Origin of the sequence: Shinella yambaruensis (assembly GCF_050859155.1) — a bacterium.
Taxonomy (GTDB): Bacteria; Pseudomonadota; Alphaproteobacteria; order Rhizobiales; family Rhizobiaceae; genus Shinella; species Shinella yambaruensis.
Genome location: NZ_CP150639.1, coordinates 102,608 through 116,813, shown reverse-complemented (window position 1 = coordinate 116,813; position 14,206 = coordinate 102,608). Strand labels below are relative to the sequence as shown.

At 66.9% G+C, this 14,206-nt stretch carries 13 protein-coding genes; 5 read left to right on the top strand and 8 right to left on the bottom strand.

The features are described from left to right. Positions 1-2: 2 nt before the first annotated feature. From WMC41_RS22955 to WMC41_RS22945, 3 genes are read left to right on the top strand one after another with little or no spacing between them, the layout of a single operon-like run. Positions 3-992: an NAD(P)H-dependent flavin oxidoreductase gene (locus WMC41_RS22955; RefSeq protein ID WP_432349006.1), complete on the top strand. Its 990-nt coding sequence runs from the start codon at positions 3-5 to the stop codon at positions 990-992. Continuing rightward, positions 982-2,412: an NAD-dependent succinate-semialdehyde dehydrogenase gene (locus WMC41_RS22950; protein WP_432349005.1), complete on the top strand. Its 1,431-nt coding sequence runs from the start codon at positions 982-984 to the stop codon at positions 2,410-2,412. The genes WMC41_RS22955 and WMC41_RS22950 overlap by 11 nt, the downstream gene beginning before the upstream one ends. 7 nt (positions 2,413-2,419) lie before the next feature. Continuing rightward, a complete protein-coding gene (locus tag WMC41_RS22945) occupies positions 2,420-4,000 on the top strand; it encodes a GMC family oxidoreductase (protein ID WP_432349004.1) in 1,581 nt (526 codons plus the stop codon). A gap of 12 nt (positions 4,001-4,012) precedes the next feature. Here the strand turns inward: WMC41_RS22945 and WMC41_RS22940 are convergent, their stop codons facing one another. The 7 genes from WMC41_RS22940 to WMC41_RS22910 all read right to left on the bottom strand — a co-directional run bounded on the left by WMC41_RS22940 (position 4,013) and on the right by WMC41_RS22910 (position 11,440). Next, positions 4,013-4,771, bottom strand: a complete 759-nt coding sequence (locus WMC41_RS22940) for an SDR family NAD(P)-dependent oxidoreductase (RefSeq protein ID WP_432349003.1) — start codon at positions 4,769-4,771, stop codon at positions 4,013-4,015. A 27-nt stretch (positions 4,772-4,798) separates the two neighbouring features. Continuing rightward, complete coding sequence (locus WMC41_RS22935; protein ID WP_432349001.1) at positions 4,799-6,553, bottom strand: thiamine pyrophosphate-binding protein; 1,755 nt, start codon at positions 6,551-6,553, stop codon at positions 4,799-4,801. Positions 6,554-6,590: 37 nt separating this feature from the next. Next, complete coding sequence (locus tag WMC41_RS22930) at positions 6,591-7,868, bottom strand: NAD(P)/FAD-dependent oxidoreductase (protein ID WP_432349000.1); 1,278 nt, start codon at positions 7,866-7,868, stop codon at positions 6,591-6,593. Between the two features lie 94 nt (positions 7,869-7,962). Further along, a complete protein-coding gene (locus WMC41_RS22925; RefSeq protein ID WP_432348998.1) occupies positions 7,963-9,084 on the bottom strand; it encodes an enolase C-terminal domain-like protein in 1,122 nt (373 codons plus the stop codon). A gap of 24 nt (positions 9,085-9,108) precedes the next feature. Continuing rightward, entirely contained in the window at positions 9,109-9,885 is a 777-nt protein-coding gene (locus tag WMC41_RS22920) for an amino acid ABC transporter ATP-binding protein (RefSeq protein ID WP_244766254.1), read from the bottom strand. Continuing rightward, complete coding sequence (locus WMC41_RS22915; RefSeq protein WP_288079106.1) at positions 9,882-10,541, bottom strand: amino acid ABC transporter permease; 660 nt, start codon at positions 10,539-10,541, stop codon at positions 9,882-9,884. The genes WMC41_RS22920 and WMC41_RS22915 overlap by 4 nt, the downstream gene beginning before the upstream one ends. A gap of 65 nt (positions 10,542-10,606) precedes the next feature. Then, positions 10,607-11,440 carry a transporter substrate-binding domain-containing protein gene (locus WMC41_RS22910; protein WP_244766252.1) on the bottom strand — a complete coding sequence of 278 codons (834 nt, stop codon included), beginning with the start codon at positions 11,438-11,440 and terminating at the stop codon, positions 10,607-10,609. A gap of 169 nt (positions 11,441-11,609) precedes the next feature. Between WMC41_RS22910 and WMC41_RS22905 the strand changes: the two genes are divergently transcribed. Continuing rightward, positions 11,610-12,524, top strand: coding sequence for a LysR substrate-binding domain-containing protein (locus WMC41_RS22905; protein WP_272807625.1), 915 nt, complete (start codon positions 11,610-11,612; stop codon positions 12,522-12,524). A gap of 83 nt (positions 12,525-12,607) precedes the next feature. Here WMC41_RS22905 and WMC41_RS22900 read toward each other — a convergent pair whose 3' ends face one another. Next, on the bottom strand, positions 12,608-13,579 hold the full coding sequence (locus WMC41_RS22900) for a helix-turn-helix transcriptional regulator (protein ID WP_432348995.1): 972 nt from the start codon (positions 13,577-13,579) through the stop codon (positions 12,608-12,610). 125 nt (positions 13,580-13,704) lie between these two features. Here WMC41_RS22900 and WMC41_RS22895 point away from each other — a divergent pair, with 125 nt between their 5' ends. After that, positions 13,705-14,181, top strand: coding sequence for a RidA family protein (locus WMC41_RS22895; protein ID WP_432348993.1), 477 nt, complete (start codon positions 13,705-13,707; stop codon positions 14,179-14,181). The last annotated feature ends 25 nt before the right edge of the window (positions 14,182-14,206 follow it).

Here is a 14,206-nt window from a genome sequence, read left to right as displayed (position 1 = left end):
CCATGCGGATCGAAACCGATGTGACGCGGCTCCTCGGCATCGACCTGCCGATCATCCAGGCCGGCATGTCGTGGGCATCGTCCAACGCGGCCCTGCCGCTTGCCGTGTCGGCCGCCGGCGGTCTTGGCGTGATCGCCGCAGGTCCCATGTATGCGCACGACCTCGCCGCGGCGATCGATGCGGTGCGGGCGGGCACGGACAGGCCGTTCGCCGTCAACCTGCCGCTCTATCGCAAGGGCGCCGACGAGATCATGGACCTCCTTGTCGAAAAGCGCGTGCCCGTGCTCATCGCCTCCCAGGGCGGGCCGAAGCGCTACCTCGAGCGGTTCAAGGCCATCGGCACCGTCTGCCTGCATGTGGTCGCCGGTGCAGAGCACGCGGCCAAGGCGGCGGCGGCCGGCGTCGACGGCCTCATCGCCGTCGGCGGGGAAGCCGGCGGCCATCCTCCGCCGGATCTCGTCTCCACGCTCGTTCTCGGCCGTGCGATCATAAGAGCCGTGCCCGGCGTGCCGCTCATCCTCAGCGGCGGCTTTGCCGATGGATACGGCCTTGCCGCCGCCCTGGCGCTGGGGGCCGGCGCGGCGCAGTTCGGCACGCGCTTCATGCTGTCCTGCGAGGCACGCCTGCACGCCGCCTACAGCCGGCGCCTGCTGTCCGCCTCCGTCACCGACACGATGGTGGTCGGCCATGGCCTGGGCATGATCCGCATCCTGCGCAACGACTTTGGCGAACGGATGGGGGCGGCGGAAGCGGAAGGACGGCAATTGGAGGAGCGCAAGGCGCTTTTCGCCGCCGCCTCGCTCAAGGCCGCGGCCTTCGACGGCGATGTCGAGAACGGCAAGGTCGAGGCCGGCCAGAGCGCAGGCCTCGTCGACGACATCCTACCGGCGGCGGACATCGTCGCCGCCATCGCGCGGGACTATGCGGCGGCGCTCGCCGCCCTGCCCCGCCCCATGACACGCTCTCATGAAGGACTGAGCCATGCTGGATAAACCGCTTCTCATCAACGGCGAATGGCGCGCGCCCGCCGGCAACCGATCGGCCGGGGTTCACAATCCGGCAACCGGCGAGCTGATCGCGCAACTGGCCTTGTGCGAACGCGCCAATCTCGACGCGGCTCTGGAAGCGGCGCAGCAGGGTTTCGAAACCTGGCGCAGGACCACCGCCCTCGAGCGCGCGAAGATCCTGCACAAGGCGGCCGCCCTTGTGCGAGAGCGTGCCGAAACCATGGCGCAGCTCATGTCCCGGGAGCAGGGAAAGCCGATCGCCGAGGCGCGCGGCGAAGCGAATGCCGCCGCCGAGCACATCGAATGGCATGCCGAGGAGGGCCGGCGCGCCTATGGCCGCGTCATCCCCGCGCGCGTGCCGGGCGCACGCCAGGTCGTCCTGCGCGAGCCCGTGGGCCCGGTCGCCGCGTTCACCCCCTGGAACTTCCCGATCAACCAGCTCGTGCGCAAGGTCTCCGCCGCGCTCGCCAGCGGGTGCTCGATCATCGCCAAGCCGCCGGAGGAAGCACCGTCCGCCTGTATCGCGCTTGCCCGCGCCTTCCAGGATGCCGGCCTGCCGCCGGGCGTGCTCGGCATCGTCTTCGGCCCGGCCGCCGAGGTTTCCGAGCACCTCATCGCCTCGCCGGTCATCCGCAAGATCTCGTTCACCGGCTCCGTTCCGGTCGGCAAGAAGCTCGGGGCGATGGCCGCCGCCGGGGTCAAGCGCGCGACGATGGAGCTCGGCGGCCATGCGCCCTACATCGTCGCGAAGGACGCGGATGTCGAGGCCGCCATCAAGCTCGGCCTGATGCTGAAATACCGCAATGCCGGCCAGGTCTGCGCAGCGCCCACCCGCTTCTATATCGAGGAAGACGTCTACGACGCCTTCCGGTCGGGCTTCGTGGCCGGTGCGCGCGCCATCAAGGTCGGCGACGGCCTGTCGGACGGCGTGCAGATGGGCCCGCTCACGCACGCCCGGCGGCTCGATGCGATGGCGCGCTTCGTGGACGACGCCGTCTCGCATGGCGCCCGGCTGGAATGCGGCGGCAAGCGTATCGGCAACAGCGGCTATTTCTTCGAGCCGACGGTGCTCGGCGACGTGCCGGAAGACGCAGCGATCATGAATGACGAGCCGTTCGGTCCGCTTGCGGCGCTCGTGCCCGTCTCCGACATCGACGAGGCGATCCGGCGGTCCAACCGCCTGCCCTTCGGCCTCGCCGCCTTCGGCTTCACGCGCTCGCTGGCGACGGCCGACCGGTTTTCGACCGAGCTTGAAGCCGGCATGGTCTCGATCAACCATTTCGGCATCGCCGCCGCGGAAACGCCCTTCGGCGGCCTCAAGGAGAGCGGTTACGGCAGCGAGGGCGGCAGCGAGACGCTCGACGCCTACCTGACGACGAAGTTCGTCAGCCATATCGGCCTGTGAGCGCCTGATGAAAAGCTACGACTACATCATCGCCGGCGGCGGCTCGTCCGGCTGCGTTCTCGCAAACCGGCTCGTGACGGCAGGCAAGAGCGTCCTGCTTCTCGAAGCGGGGCCTGCCGACAACACGCCCTATATCCACATCCCCGCCACCTTCGTGAAGGTTCTCGGCACCCGGCGGACTTTTATGTACGCCACCGAGCCGGAACCGGGCGCCAACAACCGGGTCCTGCTCGTGCCGCAAGGCAGGACGCTCGGCGGCGGCTCGTCCGTCAACGCGATGATCTACATTCGCGGCCAGGCCGAGGACTATGACACCTGGCGGGACCTCGGCTGCGAGGGCTGGGGATACGAGGACGTGCTGCCGGTCTTCCGCCGTTCGGAGGACAACGAGGTTCTCGCCGACGATTATCACGGCACCGGCGGTCCCCTGAAGGTCTCCGAGCCCCGCTTCCGCCACCCGATCAGCGCGGCCTTCGTCCGGGCCGCGCAGCAGGTCGGCCTTGCCTATTCGCACGATTTCAACGGTGCCCGGCAGAACGGCGTCGGCTTCTACCAGACGACGACGACGAACGCCCGGCGCGGTTCCACGGCGGTGACCTACCTGAAGGCGGTGCGCCGCTCCCCTCTCCTGGAGATCAGCACGGAGAGCATCGCAACGAAGATCATCCTGGAGAACGGCGCGGCGGCCGGCCTTGCCTATCGCCGGCGGGACGGCAGCATTTTCGAGGCTCGGGCGAAAGAGGAGGTCATTCTTTGCGCCGGGGCGCTCGCCACGCCGAAAATCCTGATGCTGTCCGGCATCGGCCCGGGCGAGATGCTCGCGCGGCATGGCATCCCGGTCATCCGCGACCTTCCCGGTGTCGGCGAGAACTTCCAGGACCATATCGCCGTCTCCGTCTACGGCATCACCGATCGGCCGATCTCGCTGAAGGACCAGGACAAGGGCCTCAAGGCCGTCGCAAACGGGCTACGTTATCTGTTCGGACGGTCCGGCCTCTTGTCGTCGAATGTGGTGGAAAGCGGCGGTTTCATCGACACGGGGAGCTGCGGGCGGCCCGACATCCAGATCCACGTCACGCCGACCCTCGTGGGCGATGCCACCCGCGGCCAGATGGAGGGCCATGGCGTCTCGATCAATCCCTGCATCCTGCGCCCGGTCTCGCGCGGCAAGGTTTCGCTGCGCAGCAACCGGGTCGAAGATCCGATCCACTTCGTCGGCAACAACCTGGTCGCCCGGGAAGACGTCGACACCCTGGTGCGCGGCATCAGGCTCTCGCGCGAAATTCTCGCCGCTCCCGCCATGAAGGCCCTCGGCTTCCGGGAACTGGCACCCGGAGACGAGAAGTCGTCCGATGCGGATTTCGAGGCACATGCGCGGACCAATGCCAAGACCGTCTACCACCCGGCCGGCACCTGCAGGATGGGCCGCGACCTGCTGGCGGTCGTCGACAACCGGCTGCGGGTGCAGGGTATCCCGCGCCTGCGCATCGCCGACGCCTCGATCATGCCGACACTCGTGAGCGGCAACACGAATGCCCCCTGCATCATGATCGCGGAGCGCTGCGCCGACTTCCTGCTTTCAACGTGAAGAAAGCCGCACCTATGGCAGCAGGAGGCCACCGTCGACATGCATGCTTTGCCCGGTGATGTGGCGGGCGTGGGGGGACAGGAGGAATGCGACAAGCGCGGCGATATCGGCATGTTCGCCGAGCGTTCCGTTGGGTGTCACGGCGCGCGCGCTTTCCATGGAGGCGGGGGTGATGGCCCTGTGGCCATCCCTCGCCTTGCGAACGAATCCCGGCACGACGCAGTTCACCGTCACGCCGTCCGGGGCGAGCTGCGCGGCCAGCGACTTGGCGAGCGCCTCCAGCGCCGCCTTCGCCGCGCCGGTGGCCGGAAAGTGCATGCCGTTGGTGCCGAAGGCATGGGCGACGAAGGAGCTGATCGCCACGACACGGCCTTGCGGCGAGGCGCGCAGGTCCGCAAGGCCGGCCTTCACGAGATGGAAGAACGCCATCGGCATGGTCGCGAAGGCGGCCTGCAGGTCGTCCGCCTCCAGCGTCTCGAAGCGCGCCTGATGCGCCCGTCCGGCGTTGGAAACGATCTGGTCGAGCCCGCCGAAGGCGTCGCGCGCGGCGTCCACCAGCCGCGCCGGCACGGCGGGATCGCCGAGGTCGCCCGTCTCCACGGCCACCCTCGCGCCCCTGCCGCGCGCCTCCTCGGCCACGGCCTGCAATCCTTCCCTATTGGTGCCCGTATGCAGCAACAGCGCCACGCCCGGCCCGGCGATGTGCCGGACGATTTCCGCTCCGATACCGCCGGCCGCGCCCGTCACGAGGATTGTCGGTCCCTTTGCCATGGTGATCTCCCGTCGTTCGATTTTCCCTCAGGCGTAGCGGACGTCTTCCGCCTCGATGCTGAGCGGATCCTTGCCGCGCTTGGCCAGCCACGAATAGACCGGCGGAACGCGGTCGGCGATGGATTCGACATGGATGTCGATCAGGCAGGGACCATCCTTATAGGCGAAGGCCGCCGCAAGTGCCGCGTCGAGTTCGCGCGAATTCGTCGCGGTCCAGGCCTTGACGTCGAAGGCCTCGGCGATCGCCTGGCCGCGCGGCGGCAGGAAGTCGACGCCGAAGCACTGGTTGTGGCCCCTGAGGCGATGAAGGCCCTTGATCCATCCGAAGGTGCCGTTGTTGAACAGCAGCAGGATCGCCGGCACCTGGAGACGGACCAGCGTTTCCAGCTCGCCCACGGACATGCCGAAGGAGCCGTCGCCGAACATGCCGATCGGCCGGCGCTCCTTGTCGGCGAACCACGCGCCGATGGTGGCCGGCAGCGCCGAGCCGAGGCCGCCGAAGGCGCGCGGAATGGCAAAGCGGGTGCGCCGGTCCTTCAGCTTGAGGAAACGCGTCATATGCGGCGTCGGCGTGCCGGCGTCGGAATAGATGTGCGCCGGCTTGCCACAGGCCTCCAGCGCCTCGTTGAAGCAGCGCACGGCCCGTTCGGGGCGCAGCGGCGCGGCTTCCGAGCCGAGCAGGGTCTCGGCATTCTCCCAGAAGTTCGCCCGCAGCGCATTGAGTTCGTTCACCCAGTCCTGTGTGCGCGCCGCGTCGTTGTCGGCGGGCGCCATGTCGATCAGCCGTTGCAGGACGAGCCGCGCGTCGCCCTGCACGGAGACGGCGTTCTCGTAGTTGTTCGCCATGATCTCCGGATCGATGTCGATCTGGGCGACGCGCTTGTTGAGCGTGATCTTCGGGAAGGTCCAGCCGATCGTCACGACCGAGCCCATGCGCGAGCCGACGAAGAGCACGAAATCCGCATGTTCCAGCGCCCAGTTGGCATGGGGATGGAAACCGTTGTCGCCGATGACGCCGACCGCGAGGCGGTGATCGTCCGGCATCGTGCCCTGCCCCGTCATCGTCGTGCAGACGGGGATGTTGAGGCGCTCGGCAAGGGCGGTGACCTCCGGGCCCGCGCAGGAGCGGTTGACGCCGCCGCCGGACACGATGAGCGGACGCTTGCTGGTCATGAGCAGCGACAGCACGCTGTCGAGCTTGTCGGCGGGCGGCAGGGTCGGATAGGCCGGGAAGGTCGCGCATTCGGTTTCCACATGCAGGGAAACGCGTGCCGGATCGACCTCGGCGAGCAGCATGTCTTCCGGGATCTGCAGATGGACCGCGCCGGGCTTGCCCGAGCAGGCGGCGCGGAAGGCGCGGCGGATGATCTCGGGCAGCTTTTCCGGCGACTTCACCTGCACGGACATCTTGGTGACCGGATCGAAGAGCCGGGCGCAATCCAGCTCCGTCAGCACGCCGCGCCCTTCGCCGGGCAGCGGAATGTCGATCGTCAGGAGGATGACCGGCACCGAGGACATGTTGGATTCGGCGACCGGGGGCAGGGAATACATGGCGCCTGCGCCCGACGGGCACTCGAAGACGCCCGGCCGGTTGGTGAAGCGCCCGTAGGCATCCGCCATGTAGCCGGCGGACCGCTCGTCGCGGGCCATGACATGGCGGATACTGCCCTCGCGCTGCTGCAACGCTTCGTAGAAGGGAACGTTGGTGTCTCCGGGCACGCCGAAGACGACCTCGACGCCATAGCCTATGAGCATGTCCACAAGGATGTCTGCTCCGCGCATTGCTTTCTCCTGTATTCGTCTGTTCGAAATCGTCGATCTAAGCCCGGCCGAAGCGCCGGGGCGAAAAGGGGGCGAGGTCTCGGCAGCAGGGCCTGCCGCCGATCTGGTCCGCGATCATGCGGCCGGTGACGGGGCCGCTGGCAAAGCCCACGTGGCCGTGGCCGAAGGCATGAAGGACATCCGGCGAACGGGTGGACGGGCCGATCACCGGCAGGCCGTCCGGCGTGGAGGGCCGATGCCCCATCCACCGGTCGAGGACGACATCCTCGCGGCCCTTGAGGGACGGATAGGTATGGCGCGCATGCGCGACGAGAATGTCGACGCGGCTCCAGTTCGGCGGCGTGTCGAGCGCGGCAAGCTCCACCTGGCCGGACAGGCGCAACCCGGCGAGCGTCGGCGTGTTGGCCATCTTGCCGTCGCTCGGCATGATCGGATGGCGCGGCCCCGCCTGGTCCGATGCGACGATGCCGTGATAGCCGCGCTCGGTCTCGAGCGGAACGCGGTCGCCCACCATGCGCGCAAGCGTTTTCGACCATGCCCCGCAGGCGATGACGGCGCGCTCGCAGGCGATCGCCCCGGCCTCCGTCCGCACGGCGGCGAGCCGCTCGCCCTCGACATCGAAGCCCGTCGCCTTCGCCCGGACGAGGCTTGCGCCGCGGCTCACGGCCAGCGCGATGATGGCGGCGACATAGGCGCCGGGGTCGACGCAATGGGCCCCGTCTTCCGCCAGGACGCCGAACTGGTAATGTGGCGACAATCCGGGCTCGCGCGCTTCGAGTGCGCTCCGGTCGAGCTCCCGCCATGTGAGGCCCGTCATCCGGCGCAGGCGCCAGGCGAGCGCCTCGGCCTCGAAGGCTGCCCTGTCCGGATAGGCGTAGAGCAGGCCCTCCTGGAGAACGAGGTCGGGCCGGCCGATTTCGCCGGCCAGCGCACCGTGCCGCGAAGGGCTGTCCTTCAGGAGGGTTGCGAGCGCGCGCGCCGTGCGCTCCACCCGCGTCACCGTCGCGCCGGCCAGCAGGAAGCGGGCGAGCCACGGCAGGAGCTTGAGGATGTACCGCCAGCGAATGACGAGCGGGCCGCACGGATTGAGGAGATAGCCGGGCACCTTCCTCCACAGGCCGGGCATCGACATCGGCACCACGGAGCCGGGGCTGATCCAGCATCCGTGGCCGTAGCTCGCCGCCTGCCGGCCGCCCGGCTCGCCGGCATCGACGATCGTCACCCGATGGCCGTCGCGGACGAGTTCGAGCGCGCAGCAGGCACCGACGATGCCCGCCCCGATCACGACCACATGCTTGGCAACTCCGCTTGGCATTTCCCGTCCTCGACAATCTGCACGACGCTCCCATCACCGGCGCGCGATGCCGCGCCGGAAAGGAACGTCTCCGAATGATGTTTCGTGTTGCCCGCTATCGCTCGCAGAGGATGCGCGCGTTCTCGCGCAGCGATGCCTGCGAGACGATGACGCCGAGACCCGGCCCGTCCGGGACGACGACCTCGCCGTTGCGGTTCTCGATTTTCGCCTCCAGCACGTCCTCCGTGAGCACGTGATGAGGCATGTAGAATTCGCAGCCGAGCGAGACACCGGGCGTGGCGGCGATGAACTGGGTTCCGGCGGCAAGCGCCACGCCCCCTTCCCAGAGCGTGCCGCCGTAGCCCGGCACATGCGCCAGGTCGGCGAGTGCCATCAGGGCCTGCGCGTTGAACAGGCCGCCGACCTTCATCAGCTTGACGGAAATCGCATCGGCGGCCTGCAGCCTGACGATCTCCATCAGGTCGCGGGCATCGAAGCAGCTCTCGTCGGCAAGGATCGGCGTGTCGAGATCGGCGGCGAAGGAGGCCATGGCCGCAAGGCATTCGCGCGGCACCGGCTGCTCGATGAAGGTGGGGCGGAACCGGTCGACGTCCCGCAGGATGGCGATGGCGCCGAAGGGTTCGAGCGCCTGGTTGTAGTCGAGGCGCAGGTCCACCGCGTCGCCGAAGGCGTTGCGGATCGCCTCCAGATGCCTGAGGTCGTCCCGGTGGGACTTCACCCCGGTCTTGACCTTGAAGAGCCGGTGCCCGTTCGGCACCATTTCCTTCATACGCTCCATGTCCGCCTCGAAGCTCGGATCGGCGATCGAGAAGGAGAGCGGAATGGTGTCGCGCACGCGCCCGCCGAGGAGGTCGGCGATCGACAGGCCACAGGACTTGCCGAGAATGTCGAACATCGCGGTCTCGATGGCGAGCTTGGCCTCGCCATGGCCGACCAGCGCCTTCTTCATCTTCAGGCCGAGGGCGCGGATGCGATCGACCGGGGCGCCGATCACCAGCGGCCGGAGGTAGACGTCGATGGCGGCAAAGGCGGCTTCGGCCGTGCCGGTGAAGACCTCCCACGGCGCCGCCTCGCCCCAGCCGACGATGCCGGACGAGGAGGTGAGCTCCACCAGGACGCGCTTGACCGTTCCCTTGACGTCGCCGACACCCTGCTGCCGGGCCATCTTGATCGGGCTTTCGATCAGGAAGACCCGAAGTGCGCTGATTGTTTCCATGACCTGTGCCTCGTGCGGGTTGCGCTAGATCGCACCCTTGTGGAAGTGGCTGAGGAAGGTTTTCGTCGCCTCCATCCTCGGTGTATTGATGACCTCGCCCGCCGGCCCCTCCTCGACCACGTAGCCGTCGCGCATGAAGACCACCCGGTCGGCGACGTCGCGGGCGAAGGCGATCTCATGGGTGACGATCACCATGGTCATGCCGTCGGCCGCCAGTTGCTGCATGGTCTGCAGCACCTCGCCGACGAGCTCGGGGTCGAGCGCGGAGGTGGCCTCGTCGAACAGCATGACGCTCGGCTCCATCGCCAGCGCCCGGGCGATCGCCACCCGCTGCTTCTGGCCGCCGGAAAGCGTCTGCGGGCGCTGGCTCGCCCGGTCGGCGAGGCCGACCTTCTCGAGCTGCGACATGCCGAGGTCGATCGCGGTCTTGCGGTCGAGCCTGCGTACATGGATGGGCGCTTCGATCACGTTCTCCAGAACCGTCATGTGCGGGAAGAGGTTGAAATTCTGGAACACCATGCCGGTGCGCGAGCGGAAGGCGGCAAGCGGCTTCGTCCCGGGCCGTTCGGTCGATGCGCCGAACTGGAACGTGGTGTCCCCGACACGGATGCGGCCGGCATCGGGAACCACCAGGAGGTTCATGCAGCGCAGCAGCGTCGATTTTCCCGATCCCGAGGGACCGAGGAGCGCGACCACGCCGCCCGCCTTCACCTGAAGATTGATGTCCTTCAGCACCTCCAGGGGGCCGAAGGATTTGCGCAGGCCCGTGATGTCGATCATGGCGGTTTGAGAGGTCGTCATGTCTCTTCGCTCCTGCGCTCGCGCCAGCGGACGAACAAGGTCAGCGGGAAAAGGATGGCGAAATAGGCCGCGGCCACCGCCGTATAGGTCTCCAGCGGCCGGAAGCTGTCATGCGCCGCCATCTGCCCCTGATAGACGAGATCGGGAACCGCCAGCACGGAGACGAGCGAGGTGTTCTTGAACTGGAGGATCGACTGGTTCATCAGCGGCGGCACCATGCGCCGCAGCGCCTGCGGCAGGATGATCCGCCGCATGGCGAGCGCCGGCGTCATGCCCAGCGCCGAGGCGGCCTCGGACTGTCCGGCATCGATGGAGACGATGCCGCCGCGGATGATCTCCGCATAGAAGGCGCCGCCATAACACGACAGGGCGAGGAGCGAAGCCGTCACGGGCGTCATCTCGACACCCGCCAGCATCGGCAGGGCGTAGTAGCACCAGATCAGTTGCACGAGCACGGGCGTGCAGCGGAAGATTTCGATGAAGCCCAGCGAGATGCCGCGCAATACGGCGAAGCGCGACAGGAGGCCGATCGCCGCCGCCAGGCCGACGACCAGGCCGCCGGCGATGATGGCGAGCGTGAAACTCACGGTGACGCCGAGACCCTGCAGGAAAATCCAGCGATAGTCCCACAGGATGGAAAAATCCCATTGATACATGATGCGAACCCGATCTTCGAAAATCCGATGCCGGCGAAGCCGAAGCTTCGCCGGATGAGGGAGGATCAGATCTCGAAATTGGGCGGGAAGTCGCTCTCCTTGACGCCGACGAGGCCCATGTTGCGCACGATCGCATCGCGGACGAAACCGCTCTCGCGGTTGGCGGTGATCCACTGGTCGACGAATTCCTTCCAGGAGCCGTCCTCTTCCCGGCGGAAGCCGGCATTGGAGGTGGTGAAGTCGGGCGGGGTCGGCATGACCAGATCACCGATCGCCGCATTTTTCGCACGCAGCGTCAGAGCCAGGATCAGGACGAGGCATTGCGCGTCGGCGCGGCCGGCCTGCAAGGCCGCCGTGGCGTCGCTCGCCGTCTTCAGCCGGGCGACCTCCGCCTTGGCGGCATGGCGCGAGACCGCCGCATCATGGGAGGAGCCGGCATCGACGGCGATGCGCATCTCGGGCTTGTCGAAGTCCTCCCAGGTCTTCGCCTCCAGCCCCTTGCGCGTGACCATGGTGAAGGCGTTGCGGAAGACAGGGCCGGAGAAATCGATCACCTTCTGGCGCTCGGGGGTAGGGTTCAGGCCGAAGAACACGTCCACCTTGTCCGCCTGCAGGTCGAGGACGGAGTTGCCCCAGGTGGTTTCGAGGATCGACAGCTTCAGGCCGAGGTCGTCCGCCAGCTTCTGGCAGATATCGACATAGAAGCCGCGCCAGGAGCCATCCGCCAGGCTCTTCTGGTAGTAGGGCGCGCCGTCCGCGACGCCGCCGATGCGCAGGACGCCCGACGCCTTGACCCGCTCGAGCGAGGTGTTCGCGCTGGCACGCAGGGCGGGCAGCGAGGCCGCCGCGGAAATCGCGGCCAGCCCCAGGAATTTGTTGAAGTGTCTTCTGTTGATCATGGCATTCCCCTTTTTATGGAGTTTCAGCCGGCCCGTCCGGTTCGCACGGGCCACCTTGAACTTCCTGTTTGGATTATTCTGGAAAGAACCTGACGCATCCCGGGTCGGATGAAAATCATGGAAAAATTCTCTCTTGCATGAGTTTTAGTCATGATTGATAAAACGGGGCATGCGACGCTACCTCCCCTCCCTCTCCGCGCTCCACGCCTTCGAGGCGGCCGCGCGCTACATGAGCTTCACGCGGGCTGCGGAGGATCTCGGGCTGACCCAGAGCGGGATCAGCCGGCAGATCAGGAACCTGGAGAATTTTCTCGGGGTGCCGCTTTTCCACCGCTCCGGGCCGCGGCTGGTCCTGACCGAGGTGGGGGCCACTTACTATCGCGACCTCGCGCTGTCGCTCGACAGGCTGCAGGAAATCTCGATCGACGCGGTGCGGGGACGCAGCGTGGATTCCTCGCTGATGATCGGCACGCACTATACCTTGGCGTCTCGCTGGCTTCCCGAACGGCTGGGCTCCTTCATCGCGGCCCATCCGGACATACCGCTCGAGATCGCGCCGGCCCTTCCGAGCGTCGACTTCGAAACGACACGGCTCGATATCGCGATATTGCGCGGCGCGGGCACGTGGCTTCATGCGCGCGCCATCGAGCTGTTCACGGAGAAGCTTGCCGTCGTTTCCTCTCCCGGCCTGATCCCGCCGGGGACACGGCTCGATCCGCTCGAATTCTCGAAATTCCCGATGCTGCAAAATGCCAGTCGGCCCAGCCTTTGGCTGCACTGGCTGCGGGTCGCCGGGCTCAGCTATAGCGGACGAATCCAGGGAACGCGGTTTTCCCACAACGACATGCTCATCAATGCCGCCGTCCATGGTGTCGGGATCGCGGTGATCCCGATCTCGTTCATCGAGCCTGAACTTGCCCAGGGCAAGCTGCATATGCCTTTCGGCGACGCCATCCCCTCGGGCGATTCGTACTTCGTGGTCTACCCGGAACGCAAAGCCCACCAGCCGAGCATCATTCTGTTTCGGGACTGGCTGGTGCGGCAGACACGAAAGTATGATCGGTATGGAGCATCGCGGAAATAGGGCGTTGCGCGAAGCCGCCGATCCGTCCGCACCATGGTCAGCCTGGTGCTTGAGATCCGGCCGGGAACGAGAGCGGCAAGGTCTTACCCCGGATCCTCACCGGCATAGACCTGCGCCAGAGTGCCGACGATCTCCGCCATTTTGGCACGAAGCTCCGGCGGCCCGATCACTTCTGCGTCCGCTCCAAAGCGCAGGATCTCCATCGCGGCGTGAGCGATGGAACCGACCGAAAGGATTACCCGTCGCCAGCCTCGCGCGTCGGCCTCCTCGGAAACAACGGCGCCGGTGCGGACATAGGGGGGCAGAAGCTCCTCCATCATGCCCATGGCCCAGGGCGACAGCCGGATTTCAGCGCGATTGGGATGAAGGTCCACCTCGTAACGCCTGATGCTCTCGGTCCAATATGCTTCGAGGTCGAACCCTTCCGGATAGTCAAAGCGTTCATCAAGCACCTCCATCTTCCCAACCCGGGAGAGGCGGAAGGTGCGGAAAGCGTTGTCGGCGCGAACGACCAGATACCAGGCACCGCCTTTCAGGACGATACCAAGAGGCTCGACGCGCCGCTCCCTGTCAGCCTTCCGGCTTTGGTAGCGCATGCGGATAGGACGCTGGTTCCACACGGCATCGGCAACGGCGGGCAGGTGGTCCAGGGCCTCGGCCTCGGCGAACCAGGCCGGCGCATCGAAGTGGAATCGCGCCCTCATCGCCCCGGATCGCATGTTCTCCGGCAAGGCGGCCAGGAGCTTTGTGCGCGCGCTCGCCGCAACGGCGCCCAACCCCAGATCAGCCGCCTGGCGCGTAAGGCCAGCCAGGAACAGCGCCTCGGCTTCGGTCGAGGACAAGCCGTTCAGGCGGACCCGGTAGCCCTCGAGCAGCCGATAGCCTCCGCTGCTGCCCTGCACGCTGTAGACCGGGATTCCCGCTGCGCTGAGCGCATCCACATCTCGATAGATCGTGCGCAGCGAAACCTCGCACTCGGCGGCCAGCGCCTGGGCGGTGACATGTCCCTTCGCTTGCAGGGTCGTCAGAATGGACAGAAGGCGGCTTGCACGCATCGAAAAAGCATAATCCAACCTGACAGAAATTGACAGGTATGGCCGCGTAGAATGCGTCGTCGGCCACGAGCAGGCGACACGCCGATGCTCGCTCCGACCTGTCTTAGAACCCAAGGACCGAAATCATGCCACGTGCAACCAAGCATCTGCTCATTGGAGGGCTCATCATCATGGCAACCGGAATCTCCGCTGCGGCGGGCGCGAACGAGCTGACCATCGTCAACCCGCCGACCCTCGGCGACCCGACGCCGAACGGCTACAGCACGGCGGTCATCGTCCCTGCAGGCGCCAGGCTTGCCTATGTCTCCGGACAGGGCGGCCAGGACAGCACGGGGGCCTTGTCGCCCGACTTCGCGGCCCAGGTGAAACAAGCCTACGCAAATTTGCGCGCTGCCCTGGATGCGCTCGGGGCAAGGCCGGATCAGGTCGCCAAGCTCACCGTATTCGTGGTCGATCACGACATGGCGAAGCTTGGGGTGCTGACCCAGAACGTTAAGGAAATGTTCGGTGAAGCGCTGCCGGCGCAGACCCTCGTTCCCGTTCCCAGGCTTGCGATCGACCCCATGCTTTTCGAGGTGGAAGCCGTGGTCGTCATGAACTAGCGGTCCTGCCGCGGGGCCGCGCAAG